The organism is Mesorhizobium sp. M1050 (genome assembly GCF_040318715.1).
Classification (GTDB): Bacteria; Pseudomonadota; Alphaproteobacteria; order Rhizobiales; family Rhizobiaceae; genus Mesorhizobium.
The window spans coordinates 36,778-58,409 of sequence record NZ_JAMYMV010000017.1; the positions used below are offsets into that span (position 1 = coordinate 36,778).

Here is a 21,632-nt window from a genome sequence, read left to right on the forward strand (position 1 = left end):
GAAGGACCGACATGGCCGCGGAAGACGGAAAGAAACAGCTTTTGCATCTGGTGTTCGGTGGCGAACTGAAGAAGCTTGGCGGCACCGAATTCCGCGATCTCGACGGGCTCGACATCGTCGGCATCTATCCGGACTATCAATCCGCGCACACGGCGTGGAAAGCCAAGGCGCAAGCCAGCGTGGACAATGCCCACATGCGTTATTTCGTCGTTCACCTGCATCGGCTGCTGGACCCCGACAACAAGGCTGCCGGTTGACTTCGATGGAGCATGATCTGGCGAAAGGGCCAGCGAGAGAGGCCTCGCCCACGGGCAGGGGACGCAGCCGCACGACCAAGGCCTTCTGGCGCAAGATTCGCCAACCACTGGCGGAATCGCGGTTCGTCAAGAACGCCATCGCCAGCCTGTTCGCCCAGTTCGTCCGGTTCGTACGCCTCACCAACCGTGTCGTCGAGGGATCGGCGCGGTTTTCAGGCGGTGACTATACCGAGTTCGAGCCCGGCATCATTGCCCTGTGGCACGGCCAGCACCTGCTGACGCCAGCCTATTACCCCAAGCGCAAGCCATTGGTCGCCATGGTTTCGCGCAGCGCCGATGCCGAGCTCAACGCGCTGATGCTGGAGAAATTCGGCATCGAGGCGGTGCGCGGTTCAGGTGGGCGTGAAAATGCCAGGCATCTCGACAAGGGCGGGGCAAGAGCCCTTATCGCCCTGAAAAAGTCGCTCGCCAGCGGCAAGAACGTCGCCATGATCGCAGACATTCCGCACGGTACACCGCGCGACGCAGGACTTGGCATCGTTCTCCTGGCCCGCCTCTCGGGCCGGCCGCTTGTGCCAGTCGCCATCACCACAAGCCGCCGTAAGGTGCTCGAGAAGAGCTGGGACAGGACCACCATCAACCTGCCGTTTGGCCGCTCGTCGATCGTCATTGGCCCGCCGATCTTCGTGGCGCCTGATGCCGATGACACCGAAATGGAGCGCAAGCGCCAGGAAGTGACGGTCGCGCTCAATGCCGCGACCGCTGAGGCCTACCGTCTTGTGGACGCCACGCGATGAGCGGTCGCTGGGCGCGAGCCATGCTGTCGGCGTACCGCTTCGCGGGTGCGGCCGCCTATCCGCTGGTCGGGCCTTATGTCGCCTGGCGCACCTCGCGCGGCAAGGAAGACCGCTATCGCCGGCGCGAGCGCTATGGCGTCGCCGGCCGCCCGCGGCCCCAGGGTCCGGTGATCTGGATCCATGCTGCAAGCGTGGGTGAGACAATAGCCGTCGTGCCGCTGGTCGAAAGCATTCTCGACTACGGCGTCAACATCGTGCTGACGACCGGCACGGTCACTTCGGCGCAGGTCGCCGACGAGCGGCTCGGTGATCGCATCATCCACCAATATGTGCCGCTCGACCTCAAGCCGGCGGTCAGCCGGTTCCTCGATCACTGGCAGCCGGATCTGGCGATCATCGCCGAATCCGAGATCTGGCCGATGACCATCCTCGAGCTTGGCGCGCGCCGCGTGCCGCAGGTGCTGGTCAATGGCAGGCTGTCCGACCGTTCGTTCAGGTCGTGGAAGAAACGGGCAAACATCGCCGAGGCGTTGTTTGAGAATCTGGCTCATGTGGTGGCGCAGTCGGATGTCGATGGCGAGCGCTTCCTCGCGCTCGGCGCCAGGCCGGTCACCGTGTCGGGCAACCTCAAGGTCGATACTTCGCCGCCGCCGGTCGACGAACGGGTGCTGGCGACGCTGCGGCGGCAGATCGGCGCGCGTCCGACCTGGGCGGCGATCTCGACCCATGACGGCGAGGAGGTGGTCGCCGCGGAAGTCCACGCGACACTGCACAGGCGTCACCCTGGTCTTCTGACGATCGTCGTGCCACGTCATCCCGACCGCGCCGAGGCGCTTGCCACGCAGATTTCCGGCATGGGCCTTAAGGTCGCGCGGCGCAGCAAGGGCGACAGGATCACTGCCGACACCGACATATTGCTCGGCGATACGATCGGCGAGATGGGGCTCTATCTCCGGCTGACGGAAATCGCGTTCGTCGGCCGCTCGCTGACCTCGGAGGGTGGCCAGAATCCGCTGGAGCCGGCCATGCTCGACACCGCGGTTCTCGCCGGCCGCAATGTGCAGAATTTTCGCGAGGCCTACCAGCGTCTGCTCGACAGCGGCGGCGCCAAGCTGGTGCGCGATCGCGACATGCTGGCCGGCGCCGTCAATTTCCTCCTGACCAACGAAGTGGCGCGCCACGAAATGATGGCGGCGGGCGTTGCGACCGTCGATGAGATGCGCGGTGCGCTGGCGCGCACGCTGAAATCCCTTGAGCCTTACATCCAGCCGCTGGTCATCAAATCGCGCCTGAAGGGCGCTAACGGGCGCTAACGTGGCTTCCGAAGCACCACCATTCTGGTGGGAAGAGCCGGACTGGCGGGTCCTGGCACTGTCGCCGCTGTCGGCCATCTATGCGCTTGCCGCCGGCCGGGGCATGCGGCGGGCCAAGCGTGAGAAAATCGAGGCACCGGTTCTGTGCGTCGGCAATTTCACTGTTGGCGGTACCGGCAAGACACCGGTGGCCATCGCGCTCGCCCAACAGGCCAAACGCATGCATCTGAAACCCGGCTTCCTGTCGCGCGGCCATGGCGGCTCCTTCGCCGAGCCGCATGTCGTCGATGTCAATCACGACAGCGCCAGGCATGTCGGCGACGAGCCGCTGCTCTTGGCCGAACACGCGCCAGTGGCGGTGACGCCGAACCGCGCCGCCGGCGCCCGGCTGCTGCTGGAAAAGCATGGCTGCGATTTCTTGATCATGGACGATGGCTTCCAGAGCGCGCGCATCCATATCGACTACGCGCTGGTCGTCGTCGACGCGCGCTACGGGATTGGCAATGGCCGTGTCATTCCGGGCGGTCCGCTCCGGGCCAAAATCGTCGACCAACTGGTCTTCACCAGCGGGCTGTTGAAGATGGGCGAGGGCACCGCCGCCGACGCCGTGGTACGCCAGGCGGCGCGCGCCGGCCGGGCGATCTTCGAAGCCCATACCGAACCAACCGGCAAGGCAGGGCTTGCCGGAAAGCGGCTCCTGGCCTTCGCCGGCATCGGCCACCCCGAGAAATTCTTCGACACGGTGCGCAATGCCGGCGGCGAGCTGGCGTTGACTCGGCCGTTTCCGGACCATCATTTCTATGGCGAGGATGAACTTGCCGAACTGGCGGCGACCGCACGCAACGAGGGGCTTGGCCTCATCACCACCGCCAAAGACGCCGCCCGGCTGCGGTACGGCGCCTCACAGGACTTTCTCGACCGGCTCGAAGTGCTGGAGATCGACACTGTTTTCGAACTCGATCACGTGCCCGCGCGCATCATCGACGAGACGCTCGATGCCTGGCGCCAGCGTAAAATGAGGGGCTAACCGCGCTTACGCAGCTCCGGATGCACCTCGATTTCGCGGCGCAGGGATGCAGTTGCGCTGACATAGGGCTCTTGCCTGGCGACGCTCCAGTATTTCAACTCATCGAGCGGAATGCTTTCGCCGGTCACCGCGCAGCGCACGAATGCGCCGGGGCTGGTAACCTGGAAATCGCCATCGAGATAGCGGATGCGGGCTTCCTTGCTGCCGCCGGGGCCTTCGAAACGGTTCATCATGCAGGGACGCCGAGGTTCATGGGGATTTCATCGCCATAAATTTCCGGCGAGGTCAAGCATGTGACAAGCCTGAGACAATGCTGAACCCCTAATGTTGGGAAGAAAAACGCTGTTGACAGGGCGCTATGGATATTTCCTCTGCTCGTCTTGCCGCCTTGCTTCGGGAAGCAATAACGCCGCAGGCCGTGCCGTCGGCGAGGGCCAATCCGGTAAAAGCCGCCCTCGTGAAGGCACTGGTGGCGCCGCCGGCGCCATCCGGCGCGCCCGTGCGTCCGGCAGTGACACCGACACTGCCTATGCTGATATTGCCGGCAACAACGGTGAGAGCCCAGCAGCCAGCATCGGCGGAGATGTTGCAGGCCTATCTGGCGCTCGCGGAACCGGACGGCGAAACGACCGGCGATCCCGCAGCGACTGCGGCGAGGACATCGGCCGACGACGATACGCGACGTGGCCTGGCGCCGCCGCCGGCAAGGGTCGATGAGGCAGCCGCCGCAAGGCCCACAGCACTGCCGTGGCTTGCGCTCCTCTCACGTGAGGTTCCAGCCCTGCGCCGCGCGGCGGTAGCCAATGCGGTTGCAGGACGAGGGCGGGCGGCTTCCCGGTCGAACGACGTGGCGCAACCCGAAAGCAGGCAGATGAGCGTCGGGCTAACGTCGTTGGCTGCCGGGCTGTTGGTCGCGGCGATCGTCGGGTTCGTCCTTCTGGTGCTACGCTAACCCTCAGCATCGATGAAGGCTTCCATCTTTTCCGGCGGCAGTCCTGCCTGCACCGCGATACGGCGCGCCAGTTCCGCCGCGGCGGCCCGTGGCCGTCCCATCGGCCGGTCGAGCCAGTAGGACACCGGATTGAGCGCGGTGCGCTCGTCGACGGGAGCGATGCGGCCCGACTTCAATTGATGTCCGGTCAGCGGCGGGCGCGCCAGTGCGATGCCGAGCCCATAGGCAGCGGCGTCGAGCACCAGATTGTAGTCCTCGAAGCGACGGTCCTGCGGGCGCGGGCGGTAGTCCATGCCTTGCGCGGCGAACCAGGCGCGCCAGGCCGACGCATCGGAATCGTTGATCAGCGGAAATTTGAGCAGCCGGGCAGGGTCGCCGCGACCGATCTCGCGGGCTAGCTCGGGCGAGGCGATGGGGAAGACATGTTCCTCGAAGAGCTGCACCGAGACGCGGCCTGGAATGCCGCCGCGGCCGCAGCGGATCGAGAGGTCAATGCCTTCGTCGGCAAGGTCGGTCTGACGTATATCGACATCCAGCACGATGCGCAGCTTGGAGGGATCGTTCTCCAGCGCTGCCATGCGCGGCATCAGCCACAGCCCGCTGACCGAGGGGATCGAGGTCAGACGCACCACGGCGGTGCCGCGCGGTTCGACCCAGCGGTCGGAATGGCTGGAAATCAGCGCGAAAGCTTCGGCTGTGCGCAGATGCAGCCGGTTGCCCTCGATGGTCAGCGAAACGCCGCGCGCGCCACGATCGAAGACTTTCAGTCCCAGCCAGTCTTCGAGCTTGGCGATCTGCCTGCTGACGGCGCCGTGGGTGATGTTGAGCTTTTCGGCCGCCGCCGAAAAGCTCCCTGTTCGCGCCGCCGCATCGAAGGCGCGCAGCGTTTCGAGCGGCACCATTGTGTCTGAGCTGTGATCCATAGTCACAGGTGATCCTCGATTTGGTCGTTTGTCAACTGGCCCGAAAAGGCGTTTTCTGCCTTTCAGGACCGAAGAATGCGAGGACGGTGAGATGGGTGCAATCACGGGCACGTTGAATTCGACACAGCGAGTGGACACCACGGCAGCCATTGCGGTGGCGCTGACGGTGGTTGGCTGGGCGTCAGCCTTTCCGGCGATCCGCGCCGGTCTTGCCGCCTTCGGGCCGCTGGAACTCGGCGCCCTGCGCTTTTCCATCGCCGCGGTGCCGGCGGCGGTCTTCCTCGCGGTCAAGCGTCCGGCGCTGCCCAGGCTGGACGAAGTGTGGCGCCTCGTCTTCGGCGGCGCCATTTTCGTCGCGCTCTACACCGTCATGCTCAATTTCGGCGAACTGACCGTCTCGGCAGGTGCCGCCGGCTTCATCATCAATGTCAGCCCGATCTTCACCGCCATCATGGCGATGGCATTGCTTGGCGAGCGCTTCTCGGGCATGGCGTGGTTCGGCACGGTGATTTCCTTTGCCGGCATTGGCATCATCGCCACGGCAGACGGGCAGGGCCTGCATTTCAACGCCGGTGCCCTGCTGGTACTTGGCTCGGCCTTATGCTCGGCCGTCAACACCATCGTCCAGAAGCCGCTGTTTGCCCGCCACCATCCGTTGACCATTTCGGCTTCGAACATGGTGCTCGGCGCACTCTGCCTGTCGCCCTTCCTGCCGTCAGCCTTTTCGCAGGCGGCGGCTGCTGACACCGCAGGCCTTGGCGCTGTGATCTTTCTCGGCATCGTCCCCAGCCTGATCGCCTATGCCGCCTGGGCGACCGCACTGTCGCGTCTGCCCGCGGCACGCGCCTCGAACTTCCTTTACCTGGTTTCGCCCATGTCTGCCCTGATCGGCTTCTTTTGGCTGGGCGAAGTGCCGACCCTGCTCGGCATCCTTGGTGGCGCGCTGGCGCTTGGCGGCGTCATCGTGGTGAATTTGAAGAGATGAATGCTGGAGTTGTCCGACTCCAAAGAAATGCTGAAGCCCGACCCTCCGACGTCTACCTGATCGGCCAGTGTCCCTTGCGCTCCGATAAATCCCGGAACGAACCCCGGCTAGACGCGTTTTGCCGGTGTTTATTCGACGGAGGCCCGAATGGTGGGTGCAACGACGCACCGGCGCATGCAACTGGATGATTTATCCATTTTCTACCGCGACGCAGGGCCACCCGAAGCACCTGTCTTGCTCTTGCCGCACGGCTATCCCTGTTCCTCATTCCAATTCCGCCAATTGATGCCCGCGCTCGCCGACCGCTGGCGGACGATTGCACTCGACTGGCCGGGCTTCGGGTACAGCAGCACACCCGATCTGACCGCCTTCGGCTATGATTTTGACGCCTATGCCGACGTGCTTGCCAAACTTGCCGATGCATTCGGTCTCGAGCGCTACGCCTTGTGGCTGCATGATTATGGCTCGCAGATAGGACTCCGGCACGCGATCTCGTATCCGGATCGGGTCACCGCGCTCATCATCCAGAACGGTGATATCTACGAGGACGTCCTCGGTCCCAAATACGCCGTGATCAAAGCTTGGTGGGCCGACAAGACGCCCGACAAGCACCGCCCACTCGAGGCGGCGGTGAGCGAGGACGGGTTTCGCGCCGAGTTCATCGGCGAAGTGGCGGACGACGTCGCCATGCGCGTGCCGCCCGATCTGTGGAAACTTCACTGGCCATTGATGGACACACCCGTCCGTCGACAGGTCGCCGTCGATCTAATGGAGAAACTGGAGGCCAACCTTGCCTGGTTCCCGCGATATCAAGCCTATCTGCGCGCCCATCATCCGCCGACGCTGTTCGTCTGGGGGCCAGAGGACGGCTATATGCCGGCAGCGTCCGCCCGGGCCTATCATCGCGATCTGCCCGATGCGGAACTGTATTTGATCGATCGCGCGGGCCACTGGCTGCTGGAGACACATTTCGACGATGCCCTGCCACTGATTCGCGAGTTTTTGGCACGTGTCCACGCCTGATCGTCGCTCAAGGTTGGGGTTCGCAGTGCCCGTGCCCGTCTGTGCGAAGGAGTTTATCATGCCGACTAAGCCGACAATCGCGCGCATTTGGCGCGGTCGCACACGCCGCGAGGTTGCCGACGCCTATGAGTCATACATTCGCGCCGAGGGTATTCCACCCCTCGAGAAGACCGCGCTCGGCGTCCAATTGTTGCGCGAGGACCGCGGCGAGGAGACGTGGTTCACGACCATCTCCTATTGGGCCGATATGCAAGCGATGACCGCCTTCACCAAAGGCGAACCGACCAAAGTCCACCATTTGGACCGCGATGCCGAGTTCCTGATAGAATTGCCCAAGCGGATCGATGTCCATCGGATACTCGTCGATAGGCAGGGACTGCGCTGACGGCCACGTGGTCATTCGCAACCTCACCTTTCTTCGCGGTGATGTCGCTGATGTGGGGGCTGACCTGGACGGCGATCAAGTTCGGTCTCAATGACTTACCCCCCACTTCTGTTGGCGGCGATGCGCTACCTGCTGGCTGCTGCGATGCTGGCGATTGCCGTGCGTGAAGCCGGCGCCGCATTCGGGGCGAGCGCGGCGAACGGTTGTCTCGGCATTGCTGGTGAACACTGGCACCTACGGTCTGCTCTTTCGCCGACCAAACGCTCCTCCTGCATCGTCTTTCCCAGAACTGAACTAACGCCGCCCAAACAGCCTCTCGATATCCGCCAGCTTGAGCTCGATATAGGTCGGTCGCCCGTGGTTGCAGGTGCCGGAACCCGGCGTCGCTTCCATCTGGCGCAGCAGCGCGTTCATCTCCTCGGCCTTGAGCAGGCGGCCGGAGCGGACCGAGCCGTGGCAGGCCATGGTCGCCGCGATCTTGTCCAGCCGCTCCTTCAGCGTCTCGACCGTGTCGTTGTCGGCGATCTCGTCGGCAAGATCGCGCACCAATTGCTGGACATTGGTTTCACCGAGCATCGACGGCGTCTCGCGCACTGCGACGGCGCCCGGGCCGAAGCGCTCGATGCCGAGGCCGAAGCGGGCCAGCGTCTCCGAATGCATCGCCAGCCGTTCGGCATCCTCTTCCGGCAGGTCGATGATTTCAGGCAGAAGCAGCATCTGCGAGGGCACGGGGCGCGACTGCAGCGCATTTTTCAGCGCCTCGTAGACCAGCCGCTCATGCGCTGCGTGCTGGTCGACGATGACGAGCGAATCCCTGGTCTGCGCGACGATGTAGTTCTCATGCACCTGGGCGCGCGCCGCACCCAGCACCGCGCCAAGCAATGTCTCGGCGGCTTCGCCCTGTCCGGCGCGCGCATCGGCGCTGGCAAGCGGACCGGCATCGAACGCAGCCTGATCATTTTCGCGCAAACCGCGATGCTCAAAGCCAGCCCCTTCGAAACCCATGTCGAGAGGGCGCTGGGATGAACGGGCAGCATCGAAGCCGGACGAGCCCGACGCGCGGTAGGCCGCGTCGTAGCTGCGGTGGCCGTTCGCCGGGCCACCGTAGGATGCGGCACCGGGCCGGAAGGCCGCCATCATACCGGCAGCGCCCGTGGTCGCGGCACGAATGCCGGAATCGGCGAGTGCTTGCCGGATTGCTCCGACGATCAACCCACGCACCAGGCCAGGGTCGCGGAAGCGCACATCGGCCTTCGCCGGATGGACATTGACGTCGACGATGGCCGGATCGAGCGTCAGGAACAGCACCGTCACCGCATGGCGGTCGCGCGGCAGGACGTCGGCGAAGGCACCACGAATGGCGCCGGCGATCAGCTTGTCGCGCACCGGGCGGCCGTTGACATAGGCATATTGTTGCAGCGCGTTGGCGCGGGTGAAGGACGGGATCGACACGTGACCGGTCAGATGCACGCCTTCGCGCATCGCATTGAGGGCAATCGAATTGTCAGGAAAGTCGGCACCCATCACCTGGGCGATGCGACGCAGGCTGCCTTCCGCGCTGTCGTCGGCCGCCGGCAATTCCAGTGTCGAACGATCCGAGCCGGCCAGCGTGAAGCGCACGGAGGGGAAGGCGATGGCGATGCGCTTGACCACGTCGCTGGTCGCCGAGCTTTCGGCACGCTCGCCTTTCATGAATTTCAGTCGGGCCGGCGTTGCGAAGAACAGGTCGCGCACCTCCACCGTGGTGCCACGATTGGCCGCCGCCGGTCGGACGGGCAAGACGCGGCCCCCCTCGATGCCGATCTCGGCGGCACTGTCGCCGGCGGCCGTGCGCGAACGGATCGACAGCCGCGACACCGAGCCGATCGACGGCAGCGCTTCGCCGCGGAAGCCGAGTGATCGGATATCGTTGATATCCTCGGTGAGCTTGGAGGTGCAGTGGCGGGCAATCGCCAGCGCCAGCTCCGGTTCTGGAATGCCGGAGCCGTCGTCGGTGACGCGGACCAGGTTCAGCCCGCCGCCGGCCGTAACGATCTCGACCCTGCCGGCACCGGCATCGAGCGCATTCTCGACCAGTTCCTTGACCACGCTCGCCGGACGCTCGATGACTTCGCCGGCGGCGATCTGGTTGATCATCGTTTCGGAAAGCTGGCGGATGGGCATGCCGTCACTATAGGCGGATTCGACGCCGATGAGGAAGCATTCGATGTAGGCGGAATAGCGGTGATGCTGTCCCGCCGACTTCCAAGGAACTGGGAGGCACTGTCCCTCACGCCTGCGCGGCCAGCCAATCCCGCACCTTGCGGGCGTTGTCGCTGAGCTCGCGATTCTTCGGCCAGACGACGTAGAACGCCTTGCCGGTCCTCAGCACATGATCCGTCACCGGCACCAGCAGGCCTGATGCCAGCAGCCGCTCGGCAAGATGCCGCCAGCCGAGGGCAATGCCTTGCCCTTCCATGACGCCCTGGATCACCAGGCCATAGTCGTTTATGCGCAGGCCGCGCGCGGTGTCGCTTAGGCTGGCGCCGGCCGACAGGAACCATTCGTCCCAACTGGCCGCCTCGCGGTACGGCTCTTCCAGATGGATGAGACGGTGCGTGGCCAGTTCCGCCACCGATTTGGGCAGGCCGAACTTCGCCGCGTAGCTGGTGCCGGCAACGGGAAATATCTCCTCGTCGGCCAGCGGCAGCGAATGATAGTCCGGCCAATCCCGCGGCTCGCCGCCGCGCACGCCGAGAGGGATGCCTTCGGCGATGATGTCAAGATCGCGGTCGGCGGTCTGGATGCGCAGGTCGATGCCCGGCAGTTCGTCTCGGAACTGCTGCAGGCGCGGCATCATCCAGAAGGAACCGAAGGCCGTCGACGCGGCCAGCGTCACATGGCCGCCGGTTGCCTGCAGGCGCAGATCCTCCGCCGATTTGCGGATATGCGAGAGGCCGAGCGAGACATCGGCGTGGAAGCGCTCCCCGGCCTCGGTGAGGACGACCTGACGATGGCGGCGCTGGAACAGCTTGGCGCCGAGCTGTTCTTCCAGTCCGCGCACCGCATAGGAGACGGCAGCCTGCGTCATGCCGAGTTCGCGCCCGGCGGCGGTGAAGCTCGACAGACGCCCGGCCGCCTCGAAGACGATCAGGCTGCCCGCGGAGGGCAGGAGGTGGCGCAGGCTTCGCATAAGCTCAGCTTATACAAGCGATCAGGATTTTCCAGCGTCACATCACCATTTTGTCCCGTTAGGCTGGTCTCAATGAGTGGAATGGAGTTGCCATGAACGCACCGGCCCCTGAAGTGACCGAACACGCCAACCGTCGAAGTGGCGGCCGCTTGGGGCGCAAGGCGCTGCGCGGAGCGCCGGTAATGTCGTTTCCGACGCTGGTCCGCAAGATCCCCGTCTATCAGATGGTTCCCGATGAGGCGGTGGAACTGATCCATGAGGAGTCGCTCTCGATCCTCGAAGAGGTGGGATGCGAGTTCCGCGACGACGAGGCGATTGCGATCTGGAAGGCGGCCGGGGCAGACGTTTCGGAGACGCGTGTCCGCATCGACCGCGCGTTGCTGATGGAGCTCGTGTCGAAGGTCCCGTCGGAATTCACGCTCAATGCGCGAAATCCGCAGCGCTCGGTGCGCGTGGGCGGCAACAACTCCATCTTCGTGCCGATGTACGGCGCGCCTTATGTGCGCGACCTCGACAACAACAGGCGCTACGGCACGCTCGCCGACCTCAACAATTTCCACAAGCTCGCCTACATGGCGCCGGCGCTGCATTCATCGAGCTCCATCATCTGCGAGCCGATGGAGATTGCGGTGCCGAAGCGTCACCTCCACATAATCCATTCAGCGCTGAAGCACTCCGACAAGCCGTTCATGGGCATCGTCACGTCCAAGGATCGGGCGGAAGACACGATGGCGATGGCGGGCATCGTGTTCGGCGAGGATTATGTCCGCGACAACCCGGTCCTGGTGTCAATCACCAACTGCAATTCGCCGCTTGTGTGGGACGCCACCATGCTGGACGCGATGAAGGTCTATGCGCGGAGCAACCAGCCGCTGATCCTCGCGCCCTTCGCACTGTGCGGCGCCTCGACCTCGGCCTCCGCCGTGGGCGCGGTGGCGCAGGTCAATGCGGAAGCGCTGGCGGGCGTCGCGTTCACGCAACTGCTGCGCCCGGGGTCGCCGCAGGTCTACGGACAGTTCATGGTGACGGTGGACATGAAGACCGGCGCTCCCATGGGCGGCACGCCGGAGGCGGCCCAAATGATGTATCTGATGGGGGCGCTGGCGCGGAAATACCGGCTGCCGTGGCGCACGTCTGGCTTCCATGTCGGGTCGAAGCTGAACGATGCGCAGGCCGGTTACGAGGCGAACATGCTGATGCATGCCGCCATCCTTTCAGGCGCCAATTACATCTGGCACTCCGCCGGATGGCTCGAGGCCGGCCTGACTTGCGGCTATTCGAAATTCGCGACCGACTGCGAACAGCTTGTCGGCTGGTACAAATACGCCGGCGGGCTGCCGTTCGACGATTTCAAGGAAGCGATGGCGGCGATCCGCGAAGTGGGGCCGCAGGGCCATTTCCTGGGCACCCAGCATACGCTCGAACATTTCGAGTCCGCCTTCTTCATGCCCACCATCATGGACTTCAACTCGTTCGAACAGTGGAAGGCCGAAGGGGCGAAGGACCACGACACGCGCGGCCGCGAAAAGGCACGCAACATGCTGGCGGATTATGAGGAGCCGAAGCTCGACGAAGGCATCGCCGACGGCCTGACAGACTTTATCGCGCGGCGCGAGGAGAAGCTGCCGGACAGCGTCAGCTGACGCAACGAACCAAGACCAAGGGAATCAGACGGGAGGAAACAATGACCTTATTCAGAAGCAATGGCGATCAGGTGCCGAGCGCCATCGAAGCAATGGCCGCCGAAGCACGCGCGGGTCGTGTCGACCGGCGCGAATTCCTGGCGCTGGCAAGCGCCTTCGGCGCGTCAACGGCGCTTGCCTATGGCATGATCGGCCTAGCCGTGCCCGACAGGGCGGTGGCGCAGGAGGCGAAGAAAGGCGGAACGCTGCGCGTTTCCATGTCGGTGAAGGGGCAGAAGGATCCGCGCACTTACGACTGGGTGGAACTGGCCAACATTTCGCGCTGCTGGCTGGAGCCGCTTGTCCGCTACACCAGGCAATTCACATTCGAACCGGTTCTGCTCGAAAGCTGGGACATCAACGACGATGCCACAGAATACGTGCTGCACGTGCGCAAGGGCATCACCTGGAACAACGGCGATGCTTTCAACGCCGATGACGTCGCCTACAATCTGACCCGCTGGTGCGAGAAAGGCGTCGCCGGCAATTCGATGGCCGCCCGCGTCGGCGCGCTGATCGACGCAAAGACCGGCAAGGCCAGGGATGGCGCGATCACCAAGGTCGACGACAACACGGTCAAGCTGAAACTCGCCGAACCCGACATTTCGCTGATCCCGAACTTCACCGACTATCCCGCGCTGGTTGTTCATCGCAACTTCGATGCCGACGGCGCCGATCCGATCAAGAAGCCGATCGGCACGGGGCCGTTCGAACTGGTCTCATACGATGTCGGCCAGAAGGCGGTGGTCAAGCGCCGCGAGAACGGCAAATGGTGGGGTGGGGAAGCGCCGCTCGACAGTGTCGAATTCATCGACTACGGCACCGACTTCAACGCTTCGGTCAATGCTTTCGACTCCGGCGAGATCGACCTCAATTTCGAGACGCCCGCGGACTTCATCGACATACTCGACAAGATGGGCCTGGTGAAATCGGAGGTCGCGACGGCGACGACGCTCGTTGCCCGCACCAACATCACCCACAAGCCCTATGACGACCAGCGGGTGCGCAATGCCCTGCAAATGGCCGTCGACAACAATGCGGTTCTCGAACTTGGCTATGCCGGACGAGGCACCCCCGGCGAAAACCATCACGTCGCCCCGATCCACCCGGAATATTACCCGCTGCCCAAGAAGACACGTGACGCCGCCGGCGCCAAGAAGCTGATGGCGGAAGCCGGGCAGGCCGACTTCGAGCATGAACTGATCACCGTCGAGGACGATTGGCAGAAGAATACGGGCGACGCGATCGCCGGCCAGCTGCGCGATGCCGGGATCAAGGTCAAGCGCACGGTGCTGCCGGGTTCGACCTTCTGGAACGACTGGACGAAATATCCCTACTCGATGACGATCTGGTACATGCGCCCGCTCGGCGTCCAGGTGCTGGCGCTGGGATATCGCACCGGCGAGGCCTGGAATGAAACGGCATATTCGAATCCCGATTTCGACGCCAAGCTCAAGCAGGCTCTCTCGCTCATCGACGTGGCGAAGCGCCGCGAAGTGATGAAGGACGTCGAACAGATCCTGCAGGATTCGGGCGTCATCGTTCAGCCGTTCTGGCAGAAGCTCTACAGCCACATGAACAAGAAGGTGAAGAACTACGGCGTCCATCAGACTTTCGAGATGGACCTGCAGGACGTCTGGCTGGATCGTTGAAACAAGCGTTGCGGGGCTTCATGAGCCGAAAAAAAGCAGATATGCAGGATGCGTGGTATTGATAGGCTCAAGCCATCAAAAGCCGGAGATTCTGCATGAGACTGACAGTGCTCGTTGCCGCCGTTTCGATAGGTTTGCCGGCGGCCGCCGCCGCCGGACCGGCGTCCAACGCCGTGAAGTTCTTCTATGTTCCGGCGGTCAAATTCGAGGCCGACGAACAATACCGGGATCGGTTCACCGAGCCGGTGACGAAACTGTTCGACCTGAACGACCAGGCAACGAAAAAGAACCCGGACGAGGTCGCCTGCATCGATTTCGATCCTGGCCTGGACGCTCAGGATTTCGATCAGAAGACCGTCTCGAAAACGCTGAAACTGTCTGAGAAGCTGGATGGCGACAATGCAGAGGTTACAGCGTCCTTCAGCCTTTTCTCCGAAGGCGACGATTCCAAACGCGAAATGGTATGGTCGCTCAAGAAGATCGAAGGCAAATGGAAGATATCGGACATTGCCTCGAAGACCAACGACTGGAAGCTCAGCGCGCTGGAATGCATGGCCGGCCAGACATCGGAGTGATGCGATGGCCCATCGCCCGTTCCTGGCACTCTCGACCATGTGCCTGCTGGCGGTGAGTCTGAGCGGTGCCGCCGCCCAAGGTTTGTTGGGTGCGCCGCCGGCAAACACCCCGGCTGACACCGCGCCGGGCGACAGCGGGGCGCCGCCGGCAAATGCGCCCGGCGGGGCCGTGGAACCGACAACGCCGCCGGTCGGATGGTCGCCAGCCGAGGCAGCGCCGGCAGCGCCCGTCCAGCCGGGATCCCCGACCGCTGTGGTGCGGCCGTTTTACGATCAGGCTGGGCTGGAGATCGATCCGGCGCAGCGCAGCCATTTCATCGATCCGGCAAAGACCGTGCTCGACAAGAGCGACGCCTTGCGCAAATCCGGGCAGGGCGAATGCCTCGACCCCAACATGGCGCTCGACAACGCTGATTACGACAAGGCCGAGATCGCCAAGAGCCTGAAGACGCTCGAGGCGATCAGCGGCGACCAGGCCAAGGTCATTGTCGCCTTCGTCATCGCTGGAAACCCGCACCGGCTGGAGTGGAAGTTCAAGAAGGTCGACGGCGACTGGAAGATCACGGATCTGTTGTCGGTGACCGGTGAATGGGCACTCAGCCAATATCAGTGCGAATGATGAGCGAGCTAGCCGCGCCCGCGATAGGGCGCGACGCCGGTGTCAGGCAGCCAGGCGCCTTCGGGCGGCGCGCCGGTCTGCCAGAACACGTCGATCGGAATGCCGCCGCGCGGATACCAGTAGCCGCCTATGCGCAGCCACAAGGGCTTGGTTGCCGCCACAATACGGCGGCCGATCACTACGGTGCAGTCTTCATGGAAGGCGCCATGGTTGCGAAACGAGGTCATGAACAGTTTGAGCGACTTGGATTCCACCAGCAGCGCATCGGGCGCATAGTCGATGACGATATGGGCGAAATCCGGCTGGCCGGTGACCGGGCACAGCGAGGTGAATTCCGGGCAGGTGAAGCGCACGATCGCCGGCGGCCCGTCGCCGCGCGCAAACGGCACGGTCTCCAGGATCGCTGCTTCGGGGCTCTGTGGCGTCTCGACGTGGGCGCCGAGCTGGGTGAGGGTTTTGGTGTCGATCATGAGCGGGATCCTTATCGCATGCCGGGAAATGTGGGGACGACATGCTTGAAAACGAAATTTGCCGCTCATTAGCACAATTTGAAACCGCAGGAAGACGATGACCAGCAGCGATCCGCTTCTCCAGCCCTATCAGCTCAAACATCTGACGCTGAAGAACCGGGTCATGTCGACCAGCCATGAGCCGGCCTATTCCGAAGATGGCATGCCGAAAGAGCGCTACCGGCTCTACCATGCCGAAAAGGCCAAGGGCGGCATGGCGCTGACCATGACCGCCGGCTCGGCGATCGTTTCGCGCGACAGTCCGGCCGCCTTCGGCAATCTGCATGTCTATGAGGACAGGATCGTGCCGTGGCTGGCCGAACTCGCTGACGCCTGTCACGAGCACGACTGCAAGGTGATGATCCAGATCACCCATCTCGGCCGCCGTACCGGCTGGAACAAGGCCGATTGGCTGCCGGTGCTCTCGGCTTCGCCCGTGCGCGAACCGGCGCATCGCGCTTTCCCGAAGACCATCGAGGACTGGGACATTGAGCGCATCGTCGCCGACTATGCGTCAGCGGCCCAGCGCTGCCACGCCGCGGGCCTCGACGGCATCGAGTTCGAGGCCTACGGGCATCTGATGGACGGCTTCTGGTCGCCGGCCACCAATCACCGCGACGACGAATTCGGTGGCTCGTTGGACAACCGCCTACGCTTCACCAACATGGTGCTTGATGCCGTGCGTGCGGCGGTCGGCGATAAATTCGTCGTCGGCATCCGCATGGTCGCCGATGAAGATTTCGAAAAAGGCCTATCGAAGGCGGAAGGCATAGAGATTGCAAAACGGCTGGCCGGCTCCGGCAAGGTCGATTTCCTCAACATCATCCGCGGCTCGATCGAGAGCGATGCGGCACTCACCAAGGTTATCCCGGTGACTGGCATGCGCTCGTCGCCACATCTCGATTTCGCCGGCGAGGTGAGGGCGGCGACAAAATTCCCGACCTTCCATGCGGCGCGCATTTCCGATGTCGCCACCGCGCGGCACGCCATCGCCACCGGCAAGCTCGACATGGTCGGCATGACCCGCGCCCACATCGCCGATCCGCACATTGTCAAAAAAGTGATGGAGGGCAGGGAGCACGAAATCCGCCCTTGTGTCGGCGCCACCTATTGTCTCGATCGCATCTACGAAGGCGGTGAAGCGCTGTGCGTCCACAATGCGGCGACCGGCCGCGAGGCCGACATCCCGCACATCATCGTCAAGACTGAAGGACCGAAGCATAAAGTCGTCGTCGTCGGCGCCGGCGCCGGCGGGTTGGAACTGGCGCGAGTCGCGGCAGAGAGAGGCCATCAAGTCACGATCCTGGAAGCATCGTCACAGGCCGGCGGCCAGGTTCGGCTGGCGACGCAGAACCCGCGGCGTAAGGAATTGATCGGCATCATCGACTGGCGATTGGCCGAACTCGACCGGCTCGGGGTCGAGATCCGTTACGACACCTGGGCGGAGAAAGACGACGTTCTGGCACTATCGCCCGACATTGTGGTGGTTGCCACCGGCGGGCTGCCGCAGAACCCGCCGCTGACGGCTGGTGACAACCTCGTCACCTCGAGTTGGGACATCATGGCCGGCAGCGTCAAGGCGGCCGAAAATGTGCTGCTCTATGACGACAATGGCGGCCATCAGGGCATGGGCGCGGCCGAACTGATCGCCAATGCCGGCTCGAAACTCGAGCTTGTTTCGCCGGAGCGCTTCTTCGCACCGGAAATGGGTGGCATGAACCATGTGCCATACATGCGCGCCTTCCAGGAAAAGGGGGTCACCATCACCATCAACACCCGGCTGCGCTCGGTGAGGCGCGAGGGCAATCTGTTGGTCGCCGAACTGGCCTCGGATTTCGCCGATGGCTGGTGCGGCGAGCGCAGGGTCGACCAGGTGGTGGTCGAGCACGGCACGCTGCCGATCGACGATCTCTATCTCTCGCTGAAGCCGCTGTCGAAGAACGGCGGCGCGATCGACTATGAGCGGCTGGTGAGTGGTGGCGACATCTTTCCCGAGCGCAATCCAGAAGCGCGCTTCGTGCTGTTCCGCATCGGCGACGCGGTCGCCTCGCGCAACATCCATGCCGCCATCTATGACGGCATCAGGTTCGGCTTGCGGATTTGAAATCTGCTGCCAGGGGACTCGGTGGCGCGCGGTCGGGCTTGCGTACGAGAGCCCGTGTACTTCGGTCCGACCACGCGCCCGCACGTTATTGGCTCGTCGCCAGACAACATGCGATTCCGTGAAATTGTGCTGCGCCTCAGACCATCCGCGCGACGGCCATGCACAGCACGGTGATGACCAGCAGACCGCCGGCGATGCGCTCGCCTCTTGTCATTTTCGCGCGCAACCGGGCTTCTGTCGCCGCGTCGGTGCCGGCAAGCTGCCTGGCGGCAGAACCGACCAGCGCGCCCTGTACGCCGGCGGCAATTAGAGCCGTGGCGATGCCCAGCGCCAGCACCTTCTCCATCGGGCCGAAAAGGCCTTGATGGAAGAAATACCAAAGCAGTATGCCGGTGAGGAAAACCAGGCCGGCCGCGCCCATTTGGGGCCGGAAGAACCGTTCCGCCCGGATCTCCGGATCGCGGCCGACCGCGATGGTGGTGCCGGCCCAGAACACGCCGGCCATGACATGAAGACCGAGGACGACGATGTAGACATATTGCATGACCGCATTTCCTCTTTTTTGCCCGCCGTTCGCATATAATTAGATATCAAATGATTAGATGTCAATGTATAAGACTGTCACCCAGTTCCCTCTACGGAGAACACCGCCTAGTGTCCGACGATGACGCCCTTTGACCGCCCGCCAGTCGGCATGAATCTCGGCCGCACCGCCAAACTTGTCGCCCAGGCCTTCGATGCTGCTCTTGTCGAAGCGGGCGGTACGTTGCCGGTCTGGCTCACTCTGCTGTCGGTCAAATCGAGCAAGCTTGCCAATCAGCGCGAGCTTGCCGGCATGATCGGCATCCAGGGGGCGACGCTGACCCACCATCTCAATGCGATGGAGGCGCAGGGCCTGCTGATACGCCGCCGCGATCCCGTGAACCGCCGGGTTCATCTGGTCGAACTGACCGCGGCGGGAGAAGCGATGTTCGAGACCTTGCGCAAGGCTGCGTTGTCCTTTGACAAGCGGCTACGGGTCGGACTGTCCGACGAGCGGCTGGCGGAGTTCGCGCAGGTTCTGGCGGCGTTGCGGGCGAATGTCGGGGGATAGGAGGGCGGGCCCGGCTCATCGGCTCAGTCGTCGTAGCCCCGGATTGTTCCAAAAGTGTAATGGCGCAGGTTCAGAGCGGTGATCAGGTTGGTCAGCTTCGTCTTGCGTCGAAGCCGTCCTGGAACATCTCGCCCAAAAGTGCGCAGCGGTTTTGGGATAACAAAGCGCGTCGCTCGGTTCCGCTCAAGCGCGATACGCTTTGGGCGACGCCTATGCCAGGCTTCCCTGCAGCACCGTCAGCCTGGCCTTCTTCGGCATGCGGGCAGTCAGCCATTCCAGCGCCTTGTCGTGCGGCATCGGGAAGGCGATGGAGTAGCCCTGCACCTGGTCGCAGCCGATCGCCATCAGCGATTCGAGTTCGGCTTCGGTTTCGGCGCCTTCGGCGACGATGGAGATGCCGAGGCCACGGGCAAGCTCGGTGATGGCGCGCACGATCTTCGAGTTGTCGCCATTCTCATGAATGTTCTGGACGAAGCGTCGATCGATCTTCAGCCGGTCGATCTCGTTCGGATTGACATGGCTTAGCGAGGCATAACCGGTACCGAAATCATCGAGTTCCAGGTGGACGCCGGCCGCCCTGATGTGGCGCAGCTTGGCGGCGATACCCGTCTTCTCGTCGTCGAGGATAACGGATTCGACGATTTCCAGCGACAGTTTCTGTGGCGGCAGCCCGGCCTTTTCCAGCGTCTCGAAAAGAAACTCATCGAAATCGGGCTCGCGCAGTTCGGTGCCGGAAACATTGACGGCAAGCCGGCCGAAGGCAATGCCGGCGCGGTTCCATTCGGCGGCTTCGTTGATCGCTTTGGCGATGACGATACGGCCGATCTCGGGCATGAAGCCGCATTTTTCGGCGACCGGGATAAATTCGCCCGGTGGGATCATGCCGCGCTCGGCATGGTTCCAGCGCACCAGCGCCTCGATGCCGCTGATCGTGCCGTTGGTCAGCGAAACCTGCGGTTGGAAATAGACCTGGAAGGCCCGCTCCGCGATGGCGACCTTGATGTCGTGCTCGAGCTGTTTGCGATAGTCGAGCTCGCGGCGCAACTCTTCAGAGAAGAAGGAGAAGTTGCCGCCGCCCAGCTTCTTGGCGGAATAGAGCGCCAGATCGGCATGAACCAGCAGATCCTGAGCATTGTCGGCGTCGATCGGGTAGACGGCGATGCCGGCGCTGGCGCCCGGGAGAACGGTCGTGCCCTGGAAGACGATCGGCTCGTTGATATGCGCCAGGATGCGCCGCGCCAGCATGTTGATGTCTTCGGTGCCGCCGGCGCCGCCGAGGATCATGACGAACTCGTCGCCGCCCAGGCGCGCGCACAAATCCGACGCCCGGCAGGAATCGCGCATGCGCTGCGCGGTGACGACCAGCACATAGTCGCCTGCGGCATGGCCTAGCGTATCGTTGATCTGCTTGAACCGGTCGAGGTCGAGCTGGATCACAGCCAGGCGCTCCCGGCGGCGGTGTGACCCCTTGATCAGCGTGTCGAAATGATCGGTCAGGAACGTGCGGTTGTGCAGGCCGGTGAGGCCGTCATGCACCGCGATGAAGGCCATCGAATTGCGCGCGTCGATCAGCTCATGCGTCTTGCGCAGGATGGCGTTCGACATCGGCCTGAAGATGAAGAGTGCCACCAGTATGATGACGCCCAGGGTGGCGTAGAACAGCGTGCGGTGGAGAGCGAGCAGCTTCTCGGAACGCTCGTCTGCATCGGCGCTGATGCGCTGGCCAAGCGCGGCGTAGCCCGACAAGTTCGCATTGGCGACAGAGGCATCGAGATTGACGCGCTCGCCGCCGCCCTTGTAGCCGCCATTCCCACTGAATTGAGATTCATAGGCGGAGATCAGGCGGTCGCCATTGGCGATCAGCCCGACCGAGAAATAGTCGAGGTGGAAGGGCTTGGCGAAAAGGACGCTGTCGATCGACCTCGGATCGAGCTTGGCAGGCGATTGGGGGTCGGCTCCCGTCTGCTTTAGCAGCAGATCGTAGTTGGTCTCGAACTCCCCCGTGGCCTGCTTGAGCGCGCTGACCAGCGCCGGCTGTTTGTCACGCGAAGCAGCGCCCGTTGCGCCGGCCAGGAAGACGATACGCTGCGAAAGCGTTTTTTGCGTGCTGACGATGTCGAGCAAAGTGTTGTTGTGCTGTTGGGTGGCCATCATCTGCTGCAGCAGGATGAAGGAGGCTATCACCATGGCGGCAATGATCAGCAGGGCCAGCCAGTAGCCAGCTTTGATCAGCAGTATGAGTTTGCCTGAAACGGTTTGCGCCGGCTGCTGCGACATTTTCGGGGGCGGTCCTCTTCGCCAACGGATTCCTGCTGCGAAGACCATTGGCCTGCAAACATTAACAGGTCTGGAAATTGACAGCCGTCCGGCAAGGGGGAGACGTGGAAAGATCGCGAAATGGTTATCGGCCAGTTTAGCGCCATGCCGGCATTCGAGCGGTCACCGGCCAGCATCATTTGTTGTAGCGTCGCTTTTTGAGATCATCGAGCCCACATCGGGCCGCTTGCCACCGATCCGGTCGTTTTTGCGATGGATTTTTAGCTCGGACGAGACGACAGTCGGCC

The 21,632-nt window shown here is 63.3% G+C and carries 21 protein-coding genes; 14 read left to right on the forward strand and 7 right to left on the reverse strand.

All coding sequences use genetic code 11. The annotated features are described in order from the left end of the window. Window positions 1-11: 11 nt before the first annotated feature. The 4 genes from NKH57_RS12475 to lpxK are packed head-to-tail and all read left to right on the forward strand — an operon-like array spanning window position 12 to window position 3,394. A complete protein-coding gene (locus NKH57_RS12475; protein WP_013532345.1) occupies window positions 12-257 on the forward strand; it encodes a DUF4170 domain-containing protein in 246 nt (81 codons plus the stop codon). A gap of 5 nt (window positions 258-262) precedes the next feature. Beyond that, window positions 263-1,054 (forward strand): lysophospholipid acyltransferase family protein, encoded by a 792-nt coding sequence (locus NKH57_RS12480; protein WP_352944508.1) that lies wholly within the window; start codon window positions 263-265, stop codon window positions 1,052-1,054. Further along, on the forward strand, window positions 1,051-2,367 hold the full coding sequence (waaA, locus tag NKH57_RS12485; protein WP_352731204.1) for a lipid IV(A) 3-deoxy-D-manno-octulosonic acid transferase: 1,317 nt from the start codon (window positions 1,051-1,053) through the stop codon (window positions 2,365-2,367). The genes NKH57_RS12480 and waaA overlap by 4 nt, the downstream gene beginning before the upstream one ends. Before the next feature lies 1 nt (window position 2,368). Continuing rightward, window positions 2,369-3,394 (forward strand): tetraacyldisaccharide 4'-kinase, encoded by a 1,026-nt coding sequence (gene lpxK, locus NKH57_RS12490; protein ID WP_352944510.1) that lies wholly within the window; start codon window positions 2,369-2,371, stop codon window positions 3,392-3,394. Here lpxK and NKH57_RS12495 read toward each other — a convergent pair. Then, entirely contained in the window at window positions 3,391-3,627 is a 237-nt protein-coding gene (locus tag NKH57_RS12495) for a DUF2093 domain-containing protein (RefSeq protein ID WP_031261032.1), read from the reverse strand. The genes lpxK and NKH57_RS12495 overlap by 4 nt on opposite strands. Before the next feature lie 125 nt (window positions 3,628-3,752). Between NKH57_RS12495 and NKH57_RS12500 the strand changes: the two genes are divergently transcribed. Further along, window positions 3,753-4,346: a hypothetical protein gene (locus tag NKH57_RS12500; protein WP_352944512.1), complete on the forward strand. Its 594-nt coding sequence runs from the start codon at window positions 3,753-3,755 to the stop codon at window positions 4,344-4,346. Here the strand turns inward: NKH57_RS12500 and NKH57_RS12505 are convergent. Then, window positions 4,343-5,269, reverse strand: coding sequence for a LysR family transcriptional regulator (locus NKH57_RS12505; protein ID WP_352944514.1), 927 nt, complete (start codon window positions 5,267-5,269; stop codon window positions 4,343-4,345). The two genes, NKH57_RS12500 and NKH57_RS12505, sit on opposite strands and share 4 nt — an antisense overlap. Window positions 5,270-5,360: 91 nt before the next feature. On the opposite strand from NKH57_RS12505, the gene NKH57_RS12510 reads away from it, so the two are divergent. The 3 genes from NKH57_RS12510 to NKH57_RS12520 all read left to right on the forward strand — a co-directional run bounded on the left by NKH57_RS12510 (window position 5,361) and on the right by NKH57_RS12520 (window position 7,662). Further along, window positions 5,361-6,254: a DMT family transporter gene (locus NKH57_RS12510; RefSeq protein ID WP_352944516.1), complete on the forward strand. Its 894-nt coding sequence runs from the start codon at window positions 5,361-5,363 to the stop codon at window positions 6,252-6,254. A gap of 147 nt (window positions 6,255-6,401) precedes the next feature. After that, window positions 6,402-7,277, forward strand: coding sequence for an alpha/beta fold hydrolase (locus NKH57_RS12515; protein ID WP_352944518.1), 876 nt, complete (start codon window positions 6,402-6,404; stop codon window positions 7,275-7,277). Between the two features lie 58 nt (window positions 7,278-7,335). Next, a complete protein-coding gene (locus tag NKH57_RS12520) occupies window positions 7,336-7,662 on the forward strand; it encodes an antibiotic biosynthesis monooxygenase family protein (protein WP_023762123.1) in 327 nt (108 codons plus the stop codon). A 294-nt stretch (window positions 7,663-7,956) separates the two neighbouring features. Here the strand turns inward: NKH57_RS12520 and mutL are convergent, their stop codons facing one another. Beyond that, window positions 7,957-9,825, reverse strand: coding sequence for a DNA mismatch repair endonuclease MutL (mutL, locus tag NKH57_RS12525; protein WP_352944520.1), 1,869 nt, complete (start codon window positions 9,823-9,825; stop codon window positions 7,957-7,959). A gap of 106 nt (window positions 9,826-9,931) precedes the next feature. Continuing rightward, the gene (locus tag NKH57_RS12530; protein ID WP_352598882.1) at window positions 9,932-10,834 is read right to left on the reverse strand and encodes a LysR substrate-binding domain-containing protein; all 903 of its coding nucleotides are present in this window, start codon (window positions 10,832-10,834) and stop codon (window positions 9,932-9,934) included. Window positions 10,835-10,926: 92 nt separating this feature from the next. Here NKH57_RS12530 and NKH57_RS12535 point away from each other — a divergent pair, with 92 nt between their 5' ends. The 4 genes from NKH57_RS12535 (at window position 10,927) to NKH57_RS12550 (ending at window position 15,362) form a co-directional block, all read left to right on the forward strand. Beyond that, window positions 10,927-12,477, forward strand: coding sequence for a trimethylamine methyltransferase family protein (locus NKH57_RS12535; RefSeq protein WP_352827556.1), 1,551 nt, complete (start codon window positions 10,927-10,929; stop codon window positions 12,475-12,477). Window positions 12,478-12,518: 41 nt separating this feature from the next. Next, entirely contained in the window at window positions 12,519-14,168 is a 1,650-nt protein-coding gene (locus tag NKH57_RS12540; protein ID WP_352944523.1) for an ABC transporter substrate-binding protein, read from the forward strand. Between the two features lie 95 nt (window positions 14,169-14,263). After that, complete coding sequence (locus NKH57_RS12545; protein WP_352944525.1) at window positions 14,264-14,743, forward strand: DUF3828 domain-containing protein; 480 nt, start codon at window positions 14,264-14,266, stop codon at window positions 14,741-14,743. Window positions 14,744-14,747: 4 nt separating this feature from the next. Next, window positions 14,748-15,362 carry a YqhG/Tai3 family protein gene (locus tag NKH57_RS12550; RefSeq protein ID WP_352944527.1) on the forward strand — a complete coding sequence of 205 codons (615 nt, stop codon included), beginning with the start codon at window positions 14,748-14,750 and terminating at the stop codon, window positions 15,360-15,362. An 8-nt stretch (window positions 15,363-15,370) separates the two neighbouring features. On the opposite strand, the gene queF is transcribed toward NKH57_RS12550, so the two are convergent. Beyond that, window positions 15,371-15,832: a preQ(1) synthase gene (gene queF, locus NKH57_RS12555; RefSeq protein WP_352598872.1), complete on the reverse strand. Its 462-nt coding sequence runs from the start codon at window positions 15,830-15,832 to the stop codon at window positions 15,371-15,373. A 97-nt stretch (window positions 15,833-15,929) separates the two neighbouring features. Here queF and NKH57_RS12560 point away from each other — a divergent pair, with 97 nt between their 5' ends. Then, complete coding sequence (locus NKH57_RS12560; protein ID WP_352944529.1) at window positions 15,930-17,975, forward strand: oxidoreductase; 2,046 nt, start codon at window positions 15,930-15,932, stop codon at window positions 17,973-17,975. Between the two features lie 136 nt (window positions 17,976-18,111). Here the strand turns inward: NKH57_RS12560 and NKH57_RS12565 are convergent, their stop codons facing one another. Continuing rightward, on the reverse strand, window positions 18,112-18,519 hold the full coding sequence (locus NKH57_RS12565; RefSeq protein WP_352944531.1) for a hypothetical protein: 408 nt from the start codon (window positions 18,517-18,519) through the stop codon (window positions 18,112-18,114). Window positions 18,520-18,639: 120 nt separating this feature from the next. Between NKH57_RS12565 and NKH57_RS12570 the strand changes: the two genes are divergently transcribed. Next, window positions 18,640-19,068 (forward strand): MarR family winged helix-turn-helix transcriptional regulator, encoded by a 429-nt coding sequence (locus NKH57_RS12570; RefSeq protein WP_352598865.1) that lies wholly within the window; start codon window positions 18,640-18,642, stop codon window positions 19,066-19,068. A gap of 210 nt (window positions 19,069-19,278) precedes the next feature. On the opposite strand, the gene NKH57_RS12575 is transcribed toward NKH57_RS12570, so the two are convergent. After that, window positions 19,279-21,345: a putative bifunctional diguanylate cyclase/phosphodiesterase gene (locus NKH57_RS12575; RefSeq protein ID WP_023762135.1), complete on the reverse strand. Its 2,067-nt coding sequence runs from the start codon at window positions 21,343-21,345 to the stop codon at window positions 19,279-19,281. Window positions 21,346-21,632 lie beyond the last annotated feature (287 nt).

Bases quoted from the DNA above. Each gene is read 5' to 3' on its own strand.
- NKH57_RS12475 (WP_013532345.1), top strand. From the start codon at position 12: ATGGCCGCGGAAGACGGAAAGAAACAGCTTTTGCATCTGGTGTTCGGT.
- NKH57_RS12480 (WP_352944508.1), top strand. From the start codon at position 263: ATGGAGCATGATCTGGCGAAAGGGCCAGCGAGAGAGGCCTCGCCCACG.
- waaA (WP_352731204.1), top strand. From the start codon at position 1,051: ATGAGCGGTCGCTGGGCGCGAGCCATGCTGTCGGCGTACCGCTTCGCG.
- NKH57_RS12495 (WP_031261032.1), bottom strand. From the start codon at position 3,627: ATGATGAACCGTTTCGAAGGCCCCGGCGGCAGCAAGGAAGCCCGCATC.
- NKH57_RS12500 (WP_352944512.1), top strand. From the start codon at position 3,753: ATGGATATTTCCTCTGCTCGTCTTGCCGCCTTGCTTCGGGAAGCAATA.
- NKH57_RS12505 (WP_352944514.1), bottom strand. From the start codon at position 5,269: ATGGATCACAGCTCAGACACAATGGTGCCGCTCGAAACGCTGCGCGCC.
- NKH57_RS12510 (WP_352944516.1), top strand. From the start codon at position 5,361: ATGGGTGCAATCACGGGCACGTTGAATTCGACACAGCGAGTGGACACC.
- NKH57_RS12515 (WP_352944518.1), top strand. From the start codon at position 6,402: ATGGTGGGTGCAACGACGCACCGGCGCATGCAACTGGATGATTTATCC.
- NKH57_RS12520 (WP_023762123.1), top strand. From the start codon at position 7,336: ATGCCGACTAAGCCGACAATCGCGCGCATTTGGCGCGGTCGCACACGC.
- mutL (WP_352944520.1), bottom strand. From the start codon at position 9,825: ATGCCCATCCGCCAGCTTTCCGAAACGATGATCAACCAGATCGCCGCC.
- NKH57_RS12530 (WP_352598882.1), bottom strand. From the start codon at position 10,834: ATGCGAAGCCTGCGCCACCTCCTGCCCTCCGCGGGCAGCCTGATCGTC.
- NKH57_RS12535 (WP_352827556.1), top strand. From the start codon at position 10,927: ATGAACGCACCGGCCCCTGAAGTGACCGAACACGCCAACCGTCGAAGT.
- NKH57_RS12540 (WP_352944523.1), top strand. From the start codon at position 12,519: ATGACCTTATTCAGAAGCAATGGCGATCAGGTGCCGAGCGCCATCGAA.
- NKH57_RS12545 (WP_352944525.1), top strand. From the start codon at position 14,264: ATGAGACTGACAGTGCTCGTTGCCGCCGTTTCGATAGGTTTGCCGGCG.
- NKH57_RS12550 (WP_352944527.1), top strand. From the start codon at position 14,748: ATGGCCCATCGCCCGTTCCTGGCACTCTCGACCATGTGCCTGCTGGCG.
- queF (WP_352598872.1), bottom strand. From the start codon at position 15,832: ATGATCGACACCAAAACCCTCACCCAGCTCGGCGCCCACGTCGAGACG.
- NKH57_RS12560 (WP_352944529.1), top strand. From the start codon at position 15,930: ATGACCAGCAGCGATCCGCTTCTCCAGCCCTATCAGCTCAAACATCTG.
- NKH57_RS12565 (WP_352944531.1), bottom strand. From the start codon at position 18,519: ATGCAATATGTCTACATCGTCGTCCTCGGTCTTCATGTCATGGCCGGC.
- NKH57_RS12570 (WP_352598865.1), top strand. From the start codon at position 18,640: ATGACGCCCTTTGACCGCCCGCCAGTCGGCATGAATCTCGGCCGCACC.
- NKH57_RS12575 (WP_023762135.1), bottom strand. From the start codon at position 21,345: ATGTCGCAGCAGCCGGCGCAAACCGTTTCAGGCAAACTCATACTGCTG.